Source organism: Arthrobacter sp. HS15c (assembly GCF_040812005.1).
Classification (GTDB): Bacteria; Actinomycetota; Actinomycetes; order Actinomycetales; family Micrococcaceae; genus Arthrobacter.
On record NZ_JBFOHM010000005.1, the window covers coordinates 381263 to 402771 of the forward strand.

Below are 21509 nucleotides of genomic sequence, written 5' to 3' on the forward strand. Positions count from 1 at the left end.
ATGGCCATCGAGATCAACGGCATTCCGGCGGAAGCCGGGCCGCGCCCAGGGCAGTGCCTGCGGACGTTCCTGCGGGAGCAGGGGAACCTCGGCGTTAAGAAGGGCTGCGACGGCGGCGACTGCGGTGCCTGCACCGTGCACGTGGACGGCACTCCGGTGCACAGCTGCATCTATCCGGCCGTCCGGGCCGAGGGCCGCGCCGTCACCACCATCGAAGGACTGGCCGGGACGTCCGGCGCCGCGGGCGGGGAACTGCACCCGGTCCAGCAGCAGTTCCTGGAGCGGCAGGGCTTCCAGTGCGGCTTCTGTACCGCAGGCATGCTGATGACCGCTGCAACGTTCACTGGAGAACAAAAGGAGAACCTGCCCCGCAACCTCAAAGGCAACCTGTGCCGCTGTACGGGCTACCGCGCCATCGAGGACGCCGTCTGCGGGCACGCCGGCCACCCGGACCCCGCCGGACCGGGTTCCGGAATCGCGGGCGAAGGCCAGCCCGAACCGCGGCCCGGCGGGATGGGCGACGACGTCCCCGCCCCCGCCAGCCGTGCCATCGTCACGGGCGCCGCCCGCTACACCCTGGACGTTCCCGCAGACCAGCTGCCCGGGCTGCTGCACCTGAAGCTCCTGCGCTCACCGCACGCCCACGCCCGCGTCCTCAGCATCAACACCCAGGCAGCACTGAAAGTCCCCGGGGTCGTGGCCGTTTTTACGCACGAGGATGCCCCCGTGCAACTGTTTTCCACGGCCCAGCATGAGCTGTACACGGACGATCCCGACGACACCAGGGTGCTGGACAACGTGGTGCGGTTCCGCGGGCAGCGGGTCGCCGCCGTGGTTGCCGAATCCGTGCAGGCTGCCGAAGCCGGTGTCCGGGCGCTCGCCGTGGAGTACAAAGTCCTCGACGCCGTGTTCACCCCGCAGGACGCCATCCGCGCCGGTGCGCCCACGCTCCACGGGGAGAAGGACGCCCACGCTGCACGGATCGCCCGGCCGGAGCGGAACGTCGTGGCCGAACTCCACTCGGAACTGGGCAGCGTGGAGGAGGGCTTCGCGGCCGCGAGCTTCGTCCATGAGCAGACGTATCAGACGCAGCGGGTCCAGCACGTGGCACTGGAGACGCATGCCTCGATCGCTTCGGTGGACAGTGACGGCCGGCTGCAGGTCCGCACGTCCAGCCAGGTCCCGTTCCTGGTCCGCCGCACGCTGTGCCGGGTCTTCGGGCTGCCCGAGGAGCAGGTCCACGTGGTGGCCGGCCGGGTGGGCGGAGGTTTCGGCGGCAAGCAGGAGGTGCTGACGGAGGACATCGTGGCGCTCGCCGCTCTGAAGCTGGGCCGGCCCGTGCAGCTCGAGCTCACCCGTACGGAGCAGTTCACCGCCACCACCACCCGGCACCCGTTCACCATCAAGCTCAAGGTCGGGGCCAGCGCCGACGGCCGGCTGACCGCCCTGAAACTGGACGTCCTGACCAACACTGGCGCGTACGGCAACCACGGCCCGGGCGTGATGTTCCACGGCTGCGGCGAGTCCCTGGCCGTCTACAAATGCGACAACAAAAAAGTCGACGCCCAGGCGGTCTACACCAACACCGTTCCGTCAGGCGCCTTCCGCGGCTACGGCCTGAGCCAGATGATCTTCGCGATCGAATCCGCCATGGATGAGCTGGCCATCGGGATCGGGATGGATCCGCTGGAGTTCCGCCGCCGGAACATGGTGCGCGAAGGCGACGACATGCTCTCCACCCACCCCGAGCCGGAGGAGGACGTCCACTACGGCAGCTACGGCCTGGACCAGTGCACACGCCTGGTCCGGGACGCCCTCGACCGCGGCGCCGAGCGATACCGCAAGGCGGGGCTGGATCAGCTCGGCCCGGACTGGGTCACGGGTGAGGGCACTGCACTGTCGATGATCGACACGGTGCCGCCGCGCGGGCATTTCGCCCATTCGAAGGTCCGGCTCCTGCCGGACGGAACGTACCAGGCCGACGTCGGTACGGCCGAGTTCGGCAACGGCACCACCACGGTGCACGCCCAGCTTGCCGCCACTGCGCTGTCCACGGAGGCCGCGCGGGTTGCCGTGCGGCAGTCGGACACGGACCTGATCGAGCACGACACCGGCGCGTTCGGTTCGGCGGGCACGGTGGTGGCCGGGAAGGCGACCCTTGCGGCCGCGGAGGAACTGGCCGTCCGGATCCGGGCGTTCGCGGCCGGGATCCGGCAGGTCCAGTCCTCCGGCTGCGTCCTCGACGGCGACACTGTGGTGTGCGAGGGAACGCCCGTGCCGCTGGCGGAACTGGCCCAGGAAGCCGCGGAAGCCGGCGTCGAACTTTCCGCCGAAGGCCGCTGGGGCGGCACGCCGCGGTCCGTGGCGTTCAACGTGCACGGGTTCCGTGTCGCGGTGAACCGCGGCACGGGCGAGCTGCGGATCCTGCAGAGCGTCCAGGCCGCCGACGCCGGCGTGGTGGTCAATCCGCGGCAATGCCGCGGCCAGATCGAGGGCGGGATCGCGCAGGCCCTGGGTGCGGCGCTGTACGAGGAGGTGGTGGTGGACGACGCCGGCCGGGTCACCACGGACATCCTGCGCCAGTACCACATCCCCACCTTCGCCGACGTGCCACGGAGCGAGGTCTACTTCGCCGACACCAACGACAAACTGGGACCGCTCGGCGCCAAGTCGATGAGCGAAAGCCCCTTCAACCCGGTGGCTCCCGCCCTCGCGAACGCCATCCGGAACGCCACCGGAGTGCGCTTCGCATCGCTGCCCATCGCGCGGGACAAGATCTACCTCGGGCTCAAGTCGGCCGCCGCGTCCGCCGTCCCCGAGCTGAAGGAGGCCATATAGTCGTGGGATGGAACAGCGCAGATTAGGCAAGACCGGACGGAACGTCTCGATCGTGGGGCTGGGAACCTGGCAGCTCGGCGCTGACTGGGGCAACGTGGACCACGGACAGGCCCAGGCCATCCTGGCCGCCTCGGTGGAAGCCGGCGTCACGCTCTTCGACACGGCCGACGTCTACGGCGACGGCAAGAGCGAGCAGGCCATCGGCGCGTTCCTTAAGGACAACCCCGGGCTGGACATCACCGTGGCCACCAAAATGGGCCGCCGCATGGACCAGCAGCCGGAGAACTACACCCTGGCCAACTTCCGCCAGTGGGTGGACCGGTCGCGGAAGAACCTGGGCACTGACAGCCTGGACCTCGTCCAGCTGCACTGCCCGCCCACGTCCGTCTACAGCAGCGCCGAAGTCTACGACGCGCTGGACACCTTGGTCTCCGACGGGGCCATCCGCAACTACGGCGTCAGCGTGGAACGGACCGACGAAGCGCTCGAAGCCATCCGGCACGAAGGCACGGCATCCGTCCAGATCATCCTCAATGCCTTCCGGCTCAAGCCCCTTGACGAGGTCCTGCCGGCGGCGAAGGCGGCAGGCGTGGGCATCATCGCCCGCGTTCCGCTCGCCTCCGGCCTGCTCTCGGGCAAGTACACCAAGGACACGTCCTTCGCGGACAACGACCACCGCAATTACAACCGCACTGGCGAATCGTTCGACGTCGGCGAGACCTTCTCAGGTGTGGACTACGAGCTGGGGCTGAAGGCCGTGGCCGAGTTCGAGCAGCTGGTCCCGGACGGCGTGGGCACCGCACAGGCGGCCATCGCCTGGATCGCCGCGCAGGACGGCGTCACCACCGTCATCCCCGGCGCACGGAACGTGGACCAGGCAACCGCGAATGCTGCCGCAGCCGGCGTTTCCCTCAACGGCGAATTCGACGAGGGCGTCCGCTGGATCTACGACCACTACTTCCGCGAGGCCATCCACCCCCGCTGGTAGCCCTGTCCCCTTGGCGCGAACTGGCAGGTAATGACTCCAAACTCCGCGTTTGACGTCATTAGCTGCCGGTTCGCGCTTCGAATTTAACCCAGCAGGTGGAGGTGCTCCGGGGTGTCGATGTCCGCCCCGGTGGACTGGTCGCTGCAGTCCACCTCGTCCACCAGCTCCGGGTGGGCCTGCAGGAAGCCGCGTGCGCCGGCGTCCCCCGTTACGGTAGCGGCCACCGCGTCCCGGAGTCCGACGTCGATGAGCAGCGGATGCCCGCGGCGCACCGTGCCGTCCGCACCGCCGTCGCCGTAAGCGGCCGAGGTGATGCGGCCCGGACGGTGGGCGGCCAGCAGGCGCCCCACCGTCCGGAGGGTCAGGCCGGGCTGGTCCACCAGGGCAATCAGCAGATGGTCCTGGGGGTCCGCCGCGGCGTTGCCCAGCAGGAACGAGCTGCCCATGCCGGACTGCCAGTCGTTGTTGACCACCGTCCTGTAGCGGTCCAGCTCGGCGATGGCCGCGACGTCGGGGGCACCTGCGCCGAGCACCACCACCACCTCACGGCAGCCGCCGTCGAGCAGGGCTCCTGCGATGGACTCCACCAGCGGCCGGCCGCGGTAGGGGAGCAGGGCTTTGGGCCCCTTCCCCAGCCGCCTGCCGGCTCCGGCCGCAAGGACAACAGCGGTGGTCCTGGTCTCAGAAATGTTCCCCATAGCCACACCCTAGCCGCCCGGGTCAGTGATTCGTCGGGGACAACTCAGGCGTCGCCGCCCGCTCCTCCGGTGGTGCCGGCGTTGACGTCCAGGAGCTTGTAGCGGTCCATGGCGTATTGCGGTGCGCCTTCCTCCACGTCGCCCCGCGCCGCAAGCAGCTGCAGCGTCTTCACCACGATGGAGTGGGTGTCGTTCTTGAAGAAGCGGCGTGCTGCTGCCCGGGTGTCGGAGAAGCCGAAGCCGTCGGCGCCGAGCGAGGCGAACTTGTGCGGGAGGAACTGGCGGATCTGGTCCGGGACGGCTTTCATGTAGTCCGAGACCGCCACGACGGGACCCTGCGCATCGGCCAATTGACTGGCCACGAACGGGACCCTGGCAGGTTCGCCTGGGTTCAGAAACGCGTCTTCCTCCGCAGCGAGGCCGTCGCGGCGCAGTTCGTTCCAGGACGTCACGGACCAGACGTCGGCGGAGACACCCCAGTCCTCGGCCAGGATCCGCTGGGCGTCCAGCGCCCAGGGCACCGAGACACCGGACGCCAGAATCTGGCTCTTGGGACCCTGAACGTCCGACGCCGATACGCGGTAGATGCCCTTCAGCACACCTTCAACGTCAAGCTCTTCGGGTTCGGCGGGCTGGCTGATCGGCTCGTTGTAGACGGTGATGTAGTACATCAGGTTCCGGTCTCCGTTGTCTCCTTCGGAGGCTGGTCCGTACATCCGTTCGATGCCGTCGCGGATGATGTGTCCCATTTCGTAGCCGTAGGCGGGGTCGTAGGTGACTACTGCCGGGTTGGTGGCGGCGAGGATGGGGGAGTGGCCGTCGGCGTGCTGGAGTCCTTCGCCGGTGAGGGTGGTCCGTCCTGCGGTGGCGCCGATGATGAAGCCGCGGGTCATTTGGTCCGCGGCTGCCCAGAAGGCGTCGCCGGTGCGCTGGAATCCGAACATGGAGTAGAACACGTAGACCGGGATCAGGGGTACGCCGTGGGTGGCGTAGGCGGTGCCGGCGGCGGTGAAGGCTGCGACGGCGCCGGCTTCGTTGATGCCGGGGTGGATCAGCTGGCCCTGGGCGGATTCCTTGTAGGCCAGGACCAGGTCCCGGTCCACGGACAGGTAGTTCTGGCCGCCAGGGTTGTAGATCTTGGCCGTGGGGAAGAAGGCGTCCATGCCGAAGGTCCGGGATTCGTCGGGCACGATGGGCACAACCCGGTGCCCGAACTTCTTGTCGCGGAGCAGGTCCTTGAGCAGCCGGACAAACGCCATGGTGGTGGCCGCCTGCTGCTTGCCCGTGCCCCGCTTGGCGACGTCGAAGGTCTTTGCCTCGGGCAGTTCAATGGTTTGGTGGTTCGGCCGACGTTCGGGGACGGCGCCGCCCAGCACCCTTCTCCGCTCGAGGAGATAGGCGATCTCGGGGGCATCCGCGCCGGGGTGGTAGTACGGCGGGCTGTAGGGGTCCTCTTCCAGCCTGGCATCCGAAATGGGGATCCGGAGGTAGTCGCGGAATTCCTTCAGGTCATCCAGGGTCAGTTTCTTCATCTGGTGGGTGGCGTTGCGGCCTTCGAAGTGGGGTCCGAGTCCGTAGCCCTTGACCGTTTTGGCCAGGATCACGGTGGGTTTGCCCTTGAATTCGGTGGCTGCCTTGTACGCGGCGTAGACCTTGCGGTAGTCGTGGCCGCCGCGTTTGAGGTTCCAGATCTGGTCATCGGTGAGGTCCGCGACGAGGTCCTTGGTGGCGGGGTCCTTGCCGAAGAAGTGTTCGCGGACGAACCCGCCGGATTCGGCCTTGTAGGTCTGGTAGTCCCCGTCGGGGGTTTCGTTCATGATCTTCACCAGGGAGCCGTCGGCGTCCTTGGTGAGCAGGTCATCCCATTCCCGGCCCCAGACGACCTTGATCACGTTCCAGCCCGCGCCGCGGAAGAACGCTTCGAGTTCCTGCATGATCTTGCCGTTGCCGCGGACCGGGCCGTCGAGGCGCTGGAGGTTGCAGTTGATGACGAAGTTCAGGTTGTCCAGGTTCTCGTTCGCGGCGAGCTGGAGCAGGCCGCGGGACTCGGGCTCGTCCATTTCGCCGTCGCCCAGGAACGCCCAGACCTGCTGGTCCGAGGTGTCTTTCAGTCCCCGGTTGTGCAGGTACCGGTTGGACTGGGCCTGGTAGATCGCGTTCATCGGGCCGATGCCCATGGACACGGTGGGGAATTCCCAGAAGTGCGGCATCAGCCGCGGGTGCGGGTAGGAGGAGAGGGCGTGGCCTTCGCGGGACTTTTCCTGCCGGAACCCGTCCAGGTCCTCCTCGGTCAGCCGGCCTTCCATGAACGCCCTCGCGTACATGCCGGGGGAGGCGTGGCCCTGGAAGAAGACCTGGTCACCGCCGCCGGGGTGGTCCTTGCCGCGGAAGAAATGGTTGAAACCCACCTCGTACAGCGTCGCCGCTCCCGCGTAGGTGGAGATGTGCCCGCCCACGCCGATGTTCGGCCGCTGGGACCGGTGCACCATCACCGCGGCGTTCCAGCGCATGTACGCCCGGTACCGGCGCTCGAACTCCTCGTTCCCGGGGAACTCGGCTTCCTGGTCCACCGGGATCGTGTTCACGTAATCCGTGGTGGTCACCATCGGCACCCCGACGCTCTGCGCACCGGCACGCTGCAACAGGCTCCGCATGATGTATTGGGCACGCTCGGTGCCCTGTTCCCTGATCAGCGAATCCAGGGACTCAACCCACTCGGCGGTCTCTTCCGGATCACGATCAGGCAGCTGGTTAGTCAACCCGCTGAGGATATGGGAGGTATCTTCTCCTGCAGCCACGTCAGCCTCGTTTCATCTTTGAATGTTGGGCTCTTGTTTTCGTATTGTGAGAAAACAATTTTGCCATTCGAGATTATCGAGCCGGTGGGGCTGTGGTCAACACGATCCGGCCTGCTCGGGCCAACCCGTGTCACGGGCGGCGCTGCGGACGGTTTGTGACCGCCACCCGGGCTGCCGGACCTTGACCTGGGGTGATCCAGCTCATACCCTTATTTCACTATTCAATAACTTCATTTCGCGATGTGGAATAACAGCAGAGAATGTTTGATCAGGCTCACCACCGCGGAAATCCCAGAACTGGAGATCCAGATGCATACGACTCCACCAGTCGGCGTCGAACCGGCTCCCGCCCCGACAGTGCTGTCAGGCAAGCCGACCCACCCCGCCTCGGGCATCGACGCCCTGTGCGAAACAGCTAGCACCGCCGCCGGCCAGGCCATCAGCCCCAGCCTTTACAACGTGGACCTCGCCCCGACGAAGCGGCAGGGCCGCCGCTGGACCGGGTACAGCATCTTCACCCTGTGGGCGAATGACGTGCACAGCCTCGGCAACTACGCGTTCGCCGTCGGCCTCTTCTCGTTGGGCCTTGGCGGCTGGCAGATCCTCGCAGCCCTCGCGATCGGCGCCGTCCTGCTCTTTGCGCTGCTCAGCTTCTCCGGCTTTATGGGCCAAAAGACCGGAGTGCCGTTCCCGGTCATGAGCCGGATCAGCTTCGGCATCCGGGGAGCCCAGCTTGCCAGCCTGCTGCGCGGGGCAGTGGCCGTGGCCTGGTTCGGCATCCAGACCTTCCTTGCCTCGGTGGTGCTGCGGGTCATGCTGGTGGCCATGGTTCCCTCACTGCATGAAATGGACACCAACGCCATCCTCGGGCTGTCCACGCTGGGCTGGATAGCCTTCGTGTCACTCTGGATCGTGCAACTGGTGATCGTCAGCTTCGGGATGGAAATGATCCGCCAGTACGAGGCGTTCGCCGGACCCGTCATTCTCATCACCATGGTGCTGCTCGCAGCCTGGGTTTTCATCGAGGCCAAGGGCGCCATCCAGTGGACCGGCATCCGCGGGCTCGAAGGCGGCGAAATGTGGCGGACCATCTTCGCCGGTGGCGCGCTGTGGGTATCCATCTACGGCACGTTCGTGCTGAACTTCTGCGACTTCACCCGCTCGGCCGTGTCCAAAAAGTCGATCGTCCGCGGCAACTTCTGGGGCATCCCCATCAACATGCTGCTGTTCGGCGCCATCGTTGTGGTCCTCGCCGGCGGGCAGTACAAGATCAACGGCACCATCATCGAAACGCCGTCGGACATCGTGGAGAGCATCCCGAACACGCTGTTCCTGGTGCTCGCATGCCTGGCCATCCTCATCCTGACGATCGCCGTGAACCTGATGGCCAATTTCGTGGCTCCTGTCTACGCCCTGACCAACCTGTTCCCCAAGCGCCTCGACTTCCGGAAAGCCGCCTGGGTCAGCGGCACCATTGGCCTGGTCATCCTGCCGTGGAACCTCTACAACAACCCGCTGGTCATTGTGTACTTCCTCGGCGGGCTCGGCGCCCTGCTGGGGCCGCTGTTCGGCGTGGTGATGGCCGACTACTGGCTGCTCCGCCGCGGCAAGGTCAACGTCCCGGAGCTGTACAGCGAAAGCCCGGCCGGAGCGTACTTCTACAAAAAGGGAGTCAATCCCAAGGCGATCATCGCGCTGCTGCCCGCGTCCGCCGTCGCGATCCTCATCGCCTTCGTCCCGGCCCTGGAACCTGCGGCGCCGTTTGCCTGGTTCTTCGGCGCCGGCCTGGCCGCCCTGACCTACTACCTGATCGCCGACCGCGCACAGCAGTTCGACGACGTCGACGGCGAGGCCATCGCCGTGGCCAGCACGCACTGACACGCACCCACGCCACGAACCACGGAGAGATTATGCGCATCCTCGTTGCCAACGTGAACACCACCCAGTCCATGACCGATTCCATCGCTGCCCAGGCCCGGAGCATCGCCGCGCCCGGGACGGAGATTGTGGGGCTCACGCCCAGGTTCGGCGCGGATTCCTGCGAGGGAAACTTCGAAAGCTACCTGGCAGCGATCGCCGTGATGGACCGGGTGGCCACGTACCCGGAACCGTTCGACGCCGTCATCCAGGCGGGCTACGGCGAACACGGCCGGGAGGGCCTGCAGGAGCTCCTGGACGTGCCCGTCGTCGACATTACCGAGGCGGCCGCAAGCACGGCCATGTTCCTGGGCCACAAATACTCGGTCATCACCACCCTGGACCGGGCGGTGCCGCTGATCGAGGACCGGCTGAAGCTGGCAGGCCTCGACGCGAGATGTGCGTCCGTACGGGCGAGCGGGATGGCGGTGCTGGAACTCGAGGAGGAGCCGGAGCGGGCCGTCGAAGCCATCATCGAGCAGGCGCTGATCGCGGTCCGCGACGACAAGGCGGAGGTCATTGTCCTGGGCTGCGGCGGCATGGCCGGGCTGGACGAGGAGATCCGGCGGCGGGCCGGCGTCCCGGTGGTGGACGGCGTGGCCTCGGCGGTGACCATCGCCGAAGGCCTGGTCCGGATGGGGCTGTCCACCTCCAAGGTCCGCACGTACGCGGCACCGCGGCCGAAGACCGTCATAGGCTGGCCCTTGTCCGCCGCGGCTGCGGTACCCGAGGGTGCGCGCTGACGGCAACCCCATGTTGAAAGGCACGTCCATGACTGACTCCAGCCCGTCCGCAGACTCCCGGGTCGCCGTCGTCACCGGGGCCGGATCCGGCATCGGCCGGGCGGTGGCCCGGCTGATGCTGGCCGACGGCTACCGGGTGGCCCTGGCCGGACGGCGGGAAGCGCAGCTTGTTGAGACGGCGGACGGACACCCGAACGCGCTGGCGGTGCCCTGCGACGTCACGGAGCCCGACGACGTCGAGCGGCTTTTTGAGGCCGCCCGCCGGCGGTGGGGGAGAGTGGATGTGCTCTTCAACAATGCCGGCGTCTTCGGGCCCGCCGCCTCTGTCGATGAGATCAGCCTGGCCGACTGGAACGCCACATTGGCGGTGAATCTCACAGGCTCCATGCTTTGCGCTGCAGCCGCCGTCCGGGCCATGAAAGCCCAGCAGCCGCCGGGCGGCCGGATCATCAACAACGGCTCCATTTCGGCGCACTCACCCCGGCCGCGGACCGTGGCCTACGCCGTGACCAAACATGCCATGACCGGGCTGACCAAGAGCATCGAGCTGGACGGCCGCGGTTTTGGCATTACCTGCGGCCAGATCGACATCGGCAACACCGCCACGGAAATCATGGACACCATCGGGGTGGGCACGGGAGCCCTCCAGGCCGACGGCAGCCGCCTGGTTGAGCCCATGTTCCCCGTGGAGGACGCCGCCCGCGCCGTCCTGCTGATGGCCGGCATGCCGGCGTCCGCCAGCGTGGGTTCGGTGGTCATCACGGCCGCCGGCATGCCCTTCATCGGCCGCGGCTAGCGGCAGCACCCCTGACTTTCCGCTGCGTTTCCGGACGTCCGCCCGGGGGTTCCCCCTGGCGGATGTCCGAATCCGCAGCGGCTTTTGGCGTGCCTCCGCGGTTCCCACAAATTTCGCAATGTGGAAATTGATTTTCCTCTTGCGGAATTGTGTGACCGGGGTTACGTTGGAAACAGACCCCGATCTCCGGGGCTGTTCCCGATTGATAGGTACAGATCAATGAAGATCCCAGATTCCGCGGCGCTGAAGGCGAGTTCGGCCCCGCAGAAGAAGAAGCCCCTGTATAGGTCGCTCTTCTTCCAAATTCTGATCGCCGTCGTGGCAGGTGTTCTTATCGGACATTTCTGGCCGGACCTCGGCTCGCAGCTGAGGCCGCTCGGTGATGGATTCATCCAGCTCATTAAAATGATCATCGCGCCGCTGATTTTCCTGGTGATCGTCACCGGCATCTCAGCCGTAGGCGACGTCAAGGCGGTCGGAAGGGTCGGAGTCAAAGCCCTTCTCTACTTCACCGCGGCCACGCTCTTCGCGCTGGTCTTCGGCCTGATCGTAGGCAACATCGTCCAGCCCGGTGCCGGGCTGAACATCGATCCCAACACCCTCTCCCAGGAAGCGCTGACCGCGAAGACCGGCACCACGCCCCCCAAGGACGCGGCCCACTTCATCCTGGACATCATCCCCACCAGCGTCATCGGGGCCTTCGCGAGCAACAGCCTGCTGCAGGTCCTGTTCTTCTCGGTGTTCTTCGGTGCGGCCATCGTCGTCATCGGCCGCGAGCGCTGCATGCCGGTCATCAGCCTCATGGACACCATCCTGGAGCTCATCTTCAAGATCATGTCGTGGATCATGAAGGTGGCCCCGATCGGCGCTTTCGGCGCCATGGCGTTCATCATCGGCCAGTACGGCCTCGGAACCCTCAGCACGTATGCGAAGCTCATCGCGGCCTGCTATGGCGCGGCCATCGTCTTCATCGCCCTGCTGTTCCTGGTGGCCTGGAGCTTCGCCCGGGTTCCGCTGTGGCAGTTCCTGAAGTACACCCGCGAGGAATTCCTGCTGGCCCTCGGCACCGCCTCCACGGAGGCCGTGATGCCGCGCATCATGACCAAGCTGACCAACGCCGGCTGCTCCCGTGCAACAACGGGCCTCGTGGTCCCCACCGGCTACTCCTTCAACCTCGACGGCGCCGCGATCTACCTTTCCATCTCCCTGCTCTTCCTGGCCCAGGCCTTCGGGCACAACCTGGACCTCGGCCAGCAGCTGGCCGCACTCGGTGTGCTGCTGCTGACGTCCAAGGGCATGGCCGGCGTTCCCGGTTCATCGTTCCTGGCACTCTCCGCCACCGCCGCAGCCCTCGGTATCTTCCCGGTAGCCGGCGTCGCCCTCCTCCTCGGCGCTGACCGGCTCATGGACTCCATGCGCGTGGTGGTCAACCTGCTGGGCAACTGCGTCGCCACCTTCGTGGTCTCCAAGTGGGAAGGCCAGTTCGACCGCAGCGTGATGGTCCGTGCCTTCCGCGGCGAAATCACCAACCACGACTCCGCCATCATGCTCGGCGTGGAGGACGACTTCGAGGACCAGGAGCTGGAACGGATCAGCGGCGGCCAGGAGCCGTCCCCCAAATTCCGCGGCGGCCCCAACCCCGGCGATATCCCCGGTTTCCAGATGAGCCGGCCTGCCGGCCCGCACGCCGCCCCGGCGCAGGAGAGCCCTGCACCCGCAGTCCACGATTAGCGGCGGCGCCAGGCACCCCAGCCAGCCACCGCCCACCGCGCAGGCCCCGTCCCGGAACACACCGGGGGCGGGGCCTGCCGCATTGGGCGCCACGTCCCCTGGGGTCACATAGGATCGCCCCATGACTGCAAACAGGGGACTTGCGCTTTTTCGGTTTTTCTTCGCGGCGTTGTGCCTGCTGGCCCTGGTGGTCCAGTACACCTCCAACGCCCTGACGATCGAGAATTACCGGTCGTTGAATTTCTTCAGTTTCTTCACGGTTGAGTCCAACATCCTTGCCACCGCCACCTTCGCCGTCGCCGGCTGGTACGCCTGGCAGGGGACGAACTCCCGCTGGCTGGAACTCCTCCGCGGTGCGGCCGTGATGTACATGACCGTGACCGGGATCACGTACAGCCTGCTCCTGAGCGACATCGAAGTGGACACCGCCATCGGCTGGGTGAACGTGGTGCTCCACTACACGATGCCCACGGTCATCGTGATCGACTGGCTCGTGGACCTGCCGCGAACACGGATCACGCTCAAGGAATCACTGATCTGGCTCGCCTTCCCGCTGGCCTACCTCGTGTACAGCCTGATCCGGGGTCCCATCGCCGACTGGTATCCCTACCCGTTCCTTGATCCCCGCATCAGCGGCTACGGGCAGGTTGCGGTGATGTCACTCGTCATCGCCGTCCTGGCCTTTGCCCTGGCGGTCATCATCGCGTTGTCCACCAAACTCCAGAACACCGTCCCTCACCCTGCCACGGCGCCAGCCACGGGACGGCGCAAAGTTACGAGCGAAAAGGCCTAAGGGCCGGCAGGTCAGAGCGGCAGGAGGGCGGACAAATCCGCCCGCAGGCCGGACGCCTCCACCCGGCCCGCCGCGACGGCGTCTGCCCAGCTCAACTGTCCGGTGACCATGCCCAGCCAGGTGGCGGCGTCGCACTCAATCACATTGGGCGGCGTCCCGCGCGTGTGCCGCGGGCCTTCCACACACTGGGTGACGCCGAACGGCGGCACCCGCACTTCCACCGAGTTGCCCGGCGCGCGGGCGGTGACTTCCTCCAGCGTGTACCGCACGGCGGTGGCGGTAACGGTGCGGGGGACAGGAACGCCCGACGGCGCGGCCGCACCTTCGCGCCATGCGGCCAGTGCCGCCGTGCCTTCTTCGATGCCAATACGACGGCGCGCTACAGCCATGCGGCCGGCCTCCTTCAGAGCGGGATGTGGAAAAGGGTCAGTCCAGGAGCGCCGAGACGGCCGGCCCCAGCCGGATCCGGCCGACGGGCCGGCCACCGCCCAGTACGGGTTCGACTACTTTTTCCAGGACGCTGGAGACGCCAGGGATGTCCACCGCCCCGGCGGCGGCGAGCATCGTCAGGCCCACCAGGGACGTGGCCCTCAGGTTTCCGTCCAGCATTTTGAGAGCCACCGCAACACCCTGCGGGGTGGCCATCACCAGCACGCCTTCCGCGCCGATCTTGGCGATGATCCCCAGTTCGTCCATCACGATGGTGTTTGCCTCGCCCCGGCCCTGCACGGCCCACGGGTAGTCGAGCATGGAGGTGGCAACGGTGGCAGCCCGGGCATTGGAGTTCTTGTCACCGGGTGCCTTGGCCAGCAGGGAAAAGGCGCGGGCCAGGCCGGTCAGCGAGACGGCGGCCACCGGAGCCCCGCAGCCATCGATCCCCAGATGGGCGATCTGCTCGCCAGTGTATTCCTCGATCACGCTGCGGACGCGCTGCTGCAGCGGATGGTTGGGTTCGAGGTAGCTGTGCGTGTCCCAGCCGTTTTCCGTGCAGGCCCACAGGAATGCGGCGTGTTTTCCGGAGCAGTTGAAGGCGAGCCTGGACTTGCCGCGCTCGGAGCGGACCAGCCAGTTGCGGGCGGTCTCGTCCTGCGGCCACGCGGCCGGGCACTGGAGCTCGTCCTCCCGGACGCCTGCGGCCTTGAGCATCCCCTCCACCACGTCCATGTGGTCCAGGGACCCCACATGGCTGGCGCAGGCAAGCGCCACCTGCGCGCCGCGCAGCGGGACGCCTGCCTGCATGGACGCCAGGGCCTGCAATGGCTTGAGCGCTGACCGTGCGTAGATGGGGGTGGTGATATCCCCAAGCTCGGTCACCACGGTGCCGTCGGCCGCCAGGAGGACGGCCGAGCCGATGTGCCGGGACTCCACAAAGCCGCTTCGTTCGACGACGGCCAGTTCGACGGCGGAGTCCACTGTGAAGGTGGCATGCGGGTTGTGCGGCATAGTGCCAGTCTAGGGGCCGGGCAGGGGATTGCCGGGCTACTCCACGGTGACCATGACCGACTGCCAGCCGGACGCGCCGTCGGGTACAGGCTCGGCGCGCTGGTCCGTCTGGACCTCGCCGTTGCCGTCAGTGGCGCGGACTTTGATGTAGTGCGGGCCGGGCGTGGCGTCCCATTCGAAGGACCACTGCCGCCACGTGATGACGGAAGCCTCCGCGGAAAGCGTGGCCTCGGCCCAGTCCGCGTTGTCGATCTGGACCTCCACCTTGGTGATGCCGCGGGTCTGTGCCCAGGCGGTGCCTCCGATGGCCGTCCGGCCGGCGGGAACCTTGGCGAACGACTTGGGGACCTCAACCCGGGCCATAGTCTTGATGGGGCCGCGCTCGGACCAGCCGCGCTGGGTCCAGTAGGCCTTGCTGTCAGCAAAACGCGTGACCTCGAGGTCCACCACCCACTTGGTGGCGGAGACGAATCCGTACAGGCCCGGGACCACCATGCGCACCGGATAGCCGTGCTCCAGCGGCAGCGGCTCACCGTTCATGCCGATCGCCAGCATCGCGTCGCGGTCGTCTTGGAGTACCTCCAGCGGCGTGGAGGCACTGAAGCCGTCGATCGAGGTGGACAGCACCATGTCCGCGCCTTCCTTGGGGCGCGCCCGCTTGAGGACCTCGCGCATGGGCAGCCCCAGCCATTTGGCGTTGCCGGCGAGGTTTCCGCCCACGGGATTGGAGACGCAGGTGAGCGTGACGTGCGATTCGATCAGGTCGGCGTCGAGCAGGTCCTGGAACGTGAGTCGGACTTCTTCCTCGACCAGGCCATGGACCCGGAGTTCCCAGTCGTCGGCGTTGAGTTCCGGAACGCTGAGGGCGGTGTCAATCCGGTAGAAGTCGCCGTTGGGGGTGACCCAAGGGGTCACGCCGGCCACGGGTGACTGGACGCCGCCAGGCACGGCCGCGGCAGCCTTGACCGGCGAGGGCAGCGTGAGGGATCCGCGGGCCTGCGCGATGTTGCTGCGGGCGACGCTGAGGAGACGGCCGCCGGTGGCTGCGATTCCTGCGGCCGCCGCAGTGATGCCCGCCGCGGCGAAGAACCTGCGGCGGCTGGTCGCGGGACGCTCAGGTTCCTTCGCCGCGGTGTCTGCCGGGGCATCGGGCCAGGCCCTGGTCCGCCACAGCGGAGCTATCAGGAGGCGCAGCACCACCAGCCCGGCCAGCGTTCCGAGGACGGTGGGAATGGCGTCCAGGGGCTTGACGCTTGCCCGTGTGACCACGCTGGCCACGATCACCGTCCCCATCAGCAGCACCCCGGCCACGCCGAGGGCCCATCTGCGGAAGGCCACCACACCCAGCACGCAGGCGAGCAGGGAGATGGTCAGGCCCATCCCTACAAACAGCGCGGCCTTGTCATTGGTGCCGAACGTGGCGATGGCAAAGTCCTTCATCCACGGCGGCGTGAAGTCGATGAACGTGGACCCCAGGGCAATCACCGGGGTGGCCCGCGCCGTAAAGAACGCACCGATCAGTTCTGCGACGGCAAGCACGACGGCGGCCGCCACCACACCGGCCAGCGCGGCCATGGCGGTTGGACCCTTGAGCCACTTCATCAGCTTCTTCATGCCATTGGTTCGTAGCGGACGGCCGGGGGGATTGTTCCGGGGCCGGCCGGGGGCCGAGACAGCTTAGGAGCCAGCCGGGTTCACAAAGTACCCTTGGAGACTGTGAAGGTACTCGTCATCGGCCCCGGAGGCCGCGAACACGCCATTGTCCGCTCCCTGCTCGCCGACCCCAACGTGTCCGAGGTCCACGCAGCTCCCGGCAATGCCGGCATCAGCAAGCTGGTCCCCACCCACAACATCAACGGCAATGATCCAGACGCGGTCGCGGCGCTGGCAATCAAGCTGGCCGTCGACCTGGTGGTGGTGGGCCCCGAAGCGCCCCTCGCCGCCGGCGTGTCTGACGCCGTCCGGGAAGCCGGTATTCCGGTGTTCGGTCCCAGCAAGGCCGCAGCCCAGCTGGAGGCCTCCAAGGCGTTCGCCAAGGAGATCATGGCTGAGGCCGGCGTGCCCACTGCCATGGCCATGGTGGCCACCAACGCCGAGGAAGCAGCGTCCGCCCTGGACACCTTCGGGGCACCCTACGTGGTGAAGGACGACGGCCTCGCCGCCGGCAAGGGCGTGGTGGTCACCAAGAACCGCGACGAAGCCCTCGCGCATGCCCAGACCTGCTTCGACGCAGGCGGCACCGTGGTGATCGAGGAATTCCTTGACGGCCCCGAGGTTTCCCTCTTTGTCCTGTGCGACGGCCGCAACACGGTGGCGCTGTCCCCGGCGCAGGACTTCAAGCGCATCTTCGACAACGACGAAGGCCCCAACACCGGCGGCATGGGCGCGTACACCCCGCTGGAGTGGGCACCCGAAGGCCTGGTGCAGGAAGTCATCGACCGCGTGGCCCAGCCCACGGTCAACGAGATGGCGCACCGCGGCACCCCGTTTGTGGGTGTGCTGTTTGTGGGCCTGGCCCTGACGTCCCGCGGAACCCGCGTCATCGAATTCAACGTCCGCTTCGGCGATCCCGAAACCCAGGCCGTCCTGGCCCGGCTCAAGACCCCCCTCGGCGCGCTGCTCCTGGCAGCCGCCAAGGGCGAACTGGACAAGGCGGAAGAGCTGCGCTGGTCCAAGGACACCGCTGTCGCCGTCGTCGTGGCCTCCGAGAACTACCCGGACACGCCCCGCACCGGCGACCGCATCCGGGGACTGAAGAAGGTGGACGAGCTCGACGGCGTACACGTGATCCACGCCGGCACCACGTTCGACGACGAAGGCAAGGTGGTCTCCGCTGGCGGCCGCGTGCTCGCCGTGGTTGCCCTCGGCAGCGACCTCGTGGAGGCCCGCGAGAGGGCGTACGACGGCGTGGAGCTGGTTCAGCTGGAAGGCTCCCAGTTCCGGACCGACATCGGCCGCAAGGCCGCCCGCGGCGAGATCAAGGTGTCCTCCAGCGCCACCGGATCCCTGCCCGTGACGAAGGCGAAGGCATAGCATGACCGAGAATTCACCGCAGGAAGCGGACCAGAAGCGCGGCCTGAGCACGGCCACCCTGGATCTGCCGGGCTGGACGCACGTGTACTCCGGCAAGGTTCGTGACCTGTACGAGCCCGCCGACGAGTCCATCCGCGAACAGGTGGGCCAGGACTGCGTCCTGGTGGTGGCCAGCGACCGCATCAGCGCCTACGACCACGTCCTGACCAGCGAGATCCCGGACAAGGGCCGCATCCTCACCCAGCTCAGCCTGTGGTGGTTCGGCCAGCTGGGCGTGGAGCACCACGTCCTGGCGTCCACCGTGGAAGGCGGGGTTCCCGCTGCGGTGGAGGGCCGCGCCATGATCTGCAAGAAGCTGGATATGTTCCCGGTGGAATGCATCGCCCGCGGCTACCTCACCGGGTCCGGGCTGCTCGAGTACAAGGCGTCCGGCACGGTGTGCGCCATCCCGCTGCCGGAGGGCCTGGTGGACGGCTCGCGCCTGGAGCACGCCATCTTCACGCCGTCGGCCAAAGCCGAGGTGGGCGAACACGACGAGAACATCACCTACGACGCCGTTGTGGGCATGGTGGGCGACGACATCGCGGGCCGGCTGAGCGAGCTGACCCTGAAGATCTACACCGCCGCGGAGAAGATCGCCCGCGAACGCGGCATCATCCTGGCTGACACGAAGGTGGAGTTCGGCTACGACGTCGTGTCCGGAGGCATCGTCCTCGGTGACGAGGTCCTCACCCCGGATTCGTCCCGTTTCTGGGATGCGGCCACGTACCAGCCCGGCCAGGCGCAGCCATCCTACGACAAGCAGTACGTCCGGGATTGGCTCACGTCGGCCGAATCGGGCTGGGACCGCGCCTCGGACATGCCGCCGCCCGCGCTGCCGGCCGACGTTGTCGACCGGACGCGCAGCCGCTACGTCGAGGCCTATGAGAAGCTCACTGGCCTGACCTTCGCCTAGCACTTAGTGGTGGGCCCGGCTCCCGGCCGGGCCCGCTGCTGTTTAACGGGCCTTTGGCTAGCTGGCCTGGGCCTTGCTGGCTTTGGCGGCCCGCTGCTGCGCCAACCTGATCTCCAGCACCGCATCGAGTGCCTGCTGGACGCGGTCCGAGGCGCCGGCCGCGCTGAATGCCTTCTGCGCTTCCTCCAGGTAGACCAGGGCTTCCTCGGACTCGCCGGCTGCCTTCAGCGACTTGCCCAGGAGCAGGGAAACCTCGCCTGCGGTGTGCTTGGCCAGCGCGTCTGATTCTGCGTGGATCTCCTGGAGCTTACTGATGGCGGCCACGATGTCGCCAGTGAGGTAGAGCCAGCGGGCGCGGATGAAGGCGACTTCCAGCTGGTCCGTTTTGTTGCCGCCCACGATGGACAGTGCCAGTTCGGCACGTTCAATGGAGGAAAGCGTTTCCGGCTCAACGATCCCCGAGGACAGGCGCACCGCGGCGGAAGCCTTGTTGAACCGCGCCCAGAGCTCGATGTCGTTGGCGGGGGAGAGCATCCTGGCCGCGCGTTCGTGGTACTTGATGCCCTCTGCGTAGTCATGCCGCATAAACGCCACGTTGCCGATCACCCATGCCACCTCACCCGCGAGCTGGGACATCGAGTGCTCGTCCACCTGGTCGTTCATGTCCTGGCAGAACTTCCAGGCCTCGTCCAGCCGTCCGCTCTCCGCCAGGGCTCCGATCAGGGCCCGGTGGGCGCCGATAATCAGCGTGGATCCCTTGGGCAGCTTGGCGCAGAGCTTCACGGCCTCCATCGCGTGATCCACGGCGGTGCTCAGCTGGCCCTGTCCCTGGCAGATGCCGGCGAGCATCTGGCGGGCGCGCACGCCCAGGCCGACGGACTCGGTGGCCATGGGGTGCTCCAGCAAGTGCTGCATGATCTTCTGGCATTCCTGCCAGTTGCCCTGCTTGATCAGGCACTCGGCCTGCATATAAGTCATGTTCCACCAGGCGCTGGTGTTTTTGCCTTCAAGGGCTATCTGCGCGGCCGTGGCAGCATGTGTGGCGGCGAGCGGGTAATCCCGAAGGTCCCAGGCCTGGCGTGCGTAGAGTCCGGCGAGGACGTACTCGGCGTCGCTGACCGAGATGGGTTGGCTCCAGGCTTCCAGCGCCTTGGGCGCCAGTTCCAGCCTGCGGGCCAGCTCCTCGATGACTTCGGCCGTGGGTTCCCTCCGGCCGGTCTCAAGGAGGGAGATATAGCTGGGGGAATACAGGTCCTTGCCCAGTTCAGCCTGTGTCAGCCCACGTTCGAGACGCTCCGCCCGGAGCTTCTCCCCGAATCCGTTGCCCACGGGATTTCCTCCTAATTCCGGACAGTCTTTGTACTCAATGCTTGACAGTCCCTGTGGAAAACATTTTACAATGTATGTCAACAAGGACAGTGCTGACTTTGTAACGAATCCGACTCGTATTGAGGAACTTATATGTTGAAGAAGATTGCAGCCGCAGCCGTTCTGGCTGGGGCCCTGGCGTTTTCTGCGGCGGCTCCGGCCGTCCTGTCTGCAGGTTCCATCGCTGATACCACCGGTGTATCTGTAGCCGTAGGTAACTGGCCCGATCCCATGTCCAAGAAAGTCAAGGACACCAAGGACAGTGACACCACTTACACCACGTACGTTGGCAACTGGCCAGACCCGATGTAATCACTCCTCACCAAAGGAGGCGAGGCCCCGGATCATGCGAACTATGGTCCGGGGCCATTCCTTTGCCCGGATGACGGCGTCACCGTTGCCAAAATGTTACCTGCCCTGTGGTCCGCTTAAATGGGGAGGCTCCTGCAGTCCTGATTTTTGTGACAGGCGGCCGCAATTGCTGTCATGCGGAAACACAAAAGAGGGCCTCCCCTGGGGGAGACCCTCTTTGTTTGGTCGGGATGACAGGATTTGAACCTGCGACCTCTTCGTCCCGAACGAAGCGCGCTACCAAGCTGCGCTACATCCCGATCCGCTGCAAAAGCAACTTTACAAGAATAGCCGATCCGGGGTCCGGATGCGAAATCGGGCCGCAGGCTGCCCTCTCAGCGTCCGCGGCGGCGGCGTCGTGTGGAGGCGTCCGCGCTGGCGGGGAGGCGCTCTGCCAGGACCGGCAACGAATCGTGGCGGCCCCGCTCCACGTGCGCGGAGGCCAGGGCGGCGGCCAGGGCGGGCTGGCCTTCGGCGATGGCCTGCACCAGTTCGGCGTGCTCCTCCCACATCTTTGGGGTGTCGCGCTCCGGCGTCAGGCGGAAGAGCCAGCGAACGCGCCCGTTCATCAGGCCTGTCATGCGCCGGAGCAGATGGTGGTCCGCGAGCTTGACGATTTCCTCGTGCAGGTCCGAGTTGCGGCCTGATGCGTGGACCCCGGTCACACTGGTGCGGGCAGACTCCAGGGCCTCCAGGAGGGCGGCCGGGTCGGCGCCTTCGGCTACCCGCCGCGCGGCGAATGACGCGGCCAGGGGTTCGAGCTGGAGCCGGAGGTCAAAGACCTCCTGGGCGTCCCGGTAGGTGAAGGAATGGACGACGGCGCCGCGGCGCGGCTCCGTGGAGATGAAGCCTTCGGCCTCCAGCAGCGGCAGTGCTTCGCGCAGGGGAATGCGGGACACTTCCAGGTCTGCGGCAAGTTCCCGCTCGTTGAGCTTTCCGCCGGCCGGGAGCTGGCCGGAGATGATCCTCTCGCGCAGTACCTCCGCGACGCGCTCGGACAACGGCTCCGCGGGGAGTTCAGTTGCGCCGTTTTCCATCTCGTCTGCCATGGTGTTCA

Annotated in this window: 17 protein-coding genes and 1 tRNA gene; 10 read left to right on the plus strand and 8 right to left on the minus strand. The window is 66.7% G+C overall.

Going from position 1 to position 21509, the window contains the following annotated elements:
• Window positions 1-2838 (plus strand): molybdopterin-dependent oxidoreductase, encoded by a 2838-nt coding sequence (locus tag ABV518_RS10680; protein ID WP_367767026.1) that lies wholly within the window; start codon window positions 1-3, stop codon window positions 2836-2838.
• A 7-nt stretch (window positions 2839-2845) separates the two neighbouring features.
• Entirely contained in the window at window positions 2846-3826 is a 981-nt protein-coding gene (locus ABV518_RS10685; protein WP_367767028.1) for an aldo/keto reductase, read from the plus strand.
• 83 nt (window positions 3827-3909) lie between these two features.
• Here the strand turns inward: ABV518_RS10685 and nboR are convergent, their stop codons facing one another.
• Together nboR and aceE are read right to left on the minus strand one after the other, a co-directional pair.
• The gene (gene nboR / locus ABV518_RS10690; protein ID WP_367767029.1) at window positions 3910-4524 is read right to left on the minus strand and encodes a nicotine blue oxidoreductase; all 615 of its coding nucleotides are present in this window, start codon (window positions 4522-4524) and stop codon (window positions 3910-3912) included.
• Window positions 4525-4568: 44 nt separating this feature from the next.
• Window positions 4569-7322, minus strand: a complete 2754-nt coding sequence (gene aceE / locus ABV518_RS10695; protein WP_367767030.1) for a pyruvate dehydrogenase (acetyl-transferring), homodimeric type — start codon at window positions 7320-7322, stop codon at window positions 4569-4571.
• Between the two features lie 309 nt (window positions 7323-7631).
• On the opposite strand from aceE, the gene ABV518_RS10700 reads away from it, so the two are divergent.
• The 5 genes from ABV518_RS10700 (at window position 7632) to ABV518_RS10720 (ending at window position 13302) form a co-directional block, all read left to right on the plus strand.
• Window positions 7632-9200, plus strand: a complete 1569-nt coding sequence (locus ABV518_RS10700) for an NCS1 family nucleobase:cation symporter-1 (RefSeq protein WP_367767032.1) — start codon at window positions 7632-7634, stop codon at window positions 9198-9200.
• Between the two features lie 32 nt (window positions 9201-9232).
• The gene (locus ABV518_RS10705) at window positions 9233-9982 is read left to right on the plus strand and encodes an aspartate/glutamate racemase family protein (RefSeq protein ID WP_367767033.1); all 750 of its coding nucleotides are present in this window, start codon (window positions 9233-9235) and stop codon (window positions 9980-9982) included.
• Window positions 9983-10010: 28 nt separating this feature from the next.
• Window positions 10011-10778: an SDR family oxidoreductase gene (locus ABV518_RS10710; protein ID WP_367767036.1), complete on the plus strand. Its 768-nt coding sequence runs from the start codon at window positions 10011-10013 to the stop codon at window positions 10776-10778.
• Window positions 10779-10997: 219 nt separating this feature from the next.
• Window positions 10998-12509: a C4-dicarboxylate transporter DctA gene (gene dctA, locus ABV518_RS10715; protein WP_367767038.1), complete on the plus strand. Its 1512-nt coding sequence runs from the start codon at window positions 10998-11000 to the stop codon at window positions 12507-12509.
• 121 nt (window positions 12510-12630) lie between these two features.
• Window positions 12631-13302, plus strand: coding sequence for a Pr6Pr family membrane protein (locus ABV518_RS10720; protein WP_367767040.1), 672 nt, complete (start codon window positions 12631-12633; stop codon window positions 13300-13302).
• Window positions 13303-13313: 11 nt separating this feature from the next.
• On the opposite strand, the gene ABV518_RS10725 is transcribed toward ABV518_RS10720, so the two are convergent.
• The 3 genes from ABV518_RS10725 to ABV518_RS10735 are packed head-to-tail and all read right to left on the minus strand — an operon-like array spanning window position 13314 to window position 16359.
• The gene (locus tag ABV518_RS10725; RefSeq protein ID WP_367767041.1) at window positions 13314-13691 is read right to left on the minus strand and encodes a sterol carrier family protein; all 378 of its coding nucleotides are present in this window, start codon (window positions 13689-13691) and stop codon (window positions 13314-13316) included.
• 37 nt (window positions 13692-13728) lie between these two features.
• Window positions 13729-14745, minus strand: a complete 1017-nt coding sequence (locus ABV518_RS10730; protein ID WP_367767042.1) for an asparaginase — start codon at window positions 14743-14745, stop codon at window positions 13729-13731.
• A gap of 36 nt (window positions 14746-14781) precedes the next feature.
• Window positions 14782-16359, minus strand: coding sequence for a molybdopterin-dependent oxidoreductase (locus ABV518_RS10735; protein ID WP_367767043.1), 1578 nt, complete (start codon window positions 16357-16359; stop codon window positions 14782-14784).
• A 102-nt stretch (window positions 16360-16461) separates the two neighbouring features.
• On the opposite strand from ABV518_RS10735, the gene purD reads away from it, so the two are divergent.
• Together purD and ABV518_RS10745 are read left to right on the plus strand one after the other, a co-directional pair.
• A complete protein-coding gene (gene purD / locus ABV518_RS10740) occupies window positions 16462-17778 on the plus strand; it encodes a phosphoribosylamine--glycine ligase (protein ID WP_367767074.1) in 1317 nt (438 codons plus the stop codon).
• A gap of 1 nt (window position 17779) precedes the next feature.
• Entirely contained in the window at window positions 17780-18733 is a 954-nt protein-coding gene (locus tag ABV518_RS10745) for a phosphoribosylaminoimidazolesuccinocarboxamide synthase (protein WP_367767044.1), read from the plus strand.
• Window positions 18734-18790: 57 nt separating this feature from the next.
• On the opposite strand, the gene ABV518_RS10750 is transcribed toward ABV518_RS10745, so the two are convergent.
• On the minus strand, window positions 18791-20062 hold the full coding sequence (locus tag ABV518_RS10750; RefSeq protein WP_367767046.1) for a helix-turn-helix domain-containing protein: 1272 nt from the start codon (window positions 20060-20062) through the stop codon (window positions 18791-18793).
• Between the two features lie 132 nt (window positions 20063-20194).
• Between ABV518_RS10750 and ABV518_RS10755 the strand changes: the two genes are divergently transcribed.
• The gene (locus tag ABV518_RS10755) at window positions 20195-20413 is read left to right on the plus strand and encodes a hypothetical protein (RefSeq protein ID WP_131135050.1); all 219 of its coding nucleotides are present in this window, start codon (window positions 20195-20197) and stop codon (window positions 20411-20413) included.
• A gap of 222 nt (window positions 20414-20635) precedes the next feature.
• On the opposite strand, the gene ABV518_RS10760 is transcribed toward ABV518_RS10755, so the two are convergent.
• A tRNA-Pro gene (locus ABV518_RS10760) sits at window positions 20636-20712 on the minus strand.
• Window positions 20713-20787: 75 nt separating this feature from the next.
• The gene (locus ABV518_RS10765; RefSeq protein ID WP_367767049.1) at window positions 20788-21501 is read right to left on the minus strand and encodes a GntR family transcriptional regulator; all 714 of its coding nucleotides are present in this window, start codon (window positions 21499-21501) and stop codon (window positions 20788-20790) included.
• Window positions 21502-21509 lie beyond the last annotated feature (8 nt).

Coding starts and splice junctions, on each gene's coding strand:
- nboR (WP_367767029.1), bottom strand. CDS start 4,524: ATGGGGAACATTTCTGAGACCAGGACCACCGCTGTTGTCCTTGCGGCC.
- ABV518_RS10735 (WP_367767043.1), bottom strand. CDS start 16,359: ATGAAGAAGCTGATGAAGTGGCTCAAGGGTCCAACCGCCATGGCCGCG.
- ABV518_RS10720 (WP_367767040.1), top strand. CDS start 12,631: ATGACTGCAAACAGGGGACTTGCGCTTTTTCGGTTTTTCTTCGCGGCG.
- ABV518_RS10725 (WP_367767041.1), bottom strand. CDS start 13,691: ATGGCTGTAGCGCGCCGTCGTATTGGCATCGAAGAAGGCACGGCGGCA.
- ABV518_RS10705 (WP_367767033.1), top strand. CDS start 9,233: ATGCGCATCCTCGTTGCCAACGTGAACACCACCCAGTCCATGACCGAT.
- ABV518_RS10685 (WP_367767028.1), top strand. CDS start 2,846: ATGGAACAGCGCAGATTAGGCAAGACCGGACGGAACGTCTCGATCGTG.
- ABV518_RS10730 (WP_367767042.1), bottom strand. CDS start 14,745: ATGCCGCACAACCCGCATGCCACCTTCACAGTGGACTCCGCCGTCGAA.
- dctA (WP_367767038.1), top strand. CDS start 10,998: ATGAAGATCCCAGATTCCGCGGCGCTGAAGGCGAGTTCGGCCCCGCAG.
- ABV518_RS10765 (WP_367767049.1), bottom strand. CDS start 21,501: ATGGCAGACGAGATGGAAAACGGCGCAACTGAACTCCCCGCGGAGCCG.
- ABV518_RS10745 (WP_367767044.1), top strand. CDS start 17,780: ATGACCGAGAATTCACCGCAGGAAGCGGACCAGAAGCGCGGCCTGAGC.
- ABV518_RS10680 (WP_367767026.1), top strand. CDS start 1: ATGGCCATCGAGATCAACGGCATTCCGGCGGAAGCCGGGCCGCGCCCA.
- ABV518_RS10710 (WP_367767036.1), top strand. CDS start 10,011: ATGACTGACTCCAGCCCGTCCGCAGACTCCCGGGTCGCCGTCGTCACC.
- ABV518_RS10700 (WP_367767032.1), top strand. CDS start 7,632: ATGCATACGACTCCACCAGTCGGCGTCGAACCGGCTCCCGCCCCGACA.
- ABV518_RS10755 (WP_131135050.1), top strand. CDS start 20,195: ATGTTGAAGAAGATTGCAGCCGCAGCCGTTCTGGCTGGGGCCCTGGCG.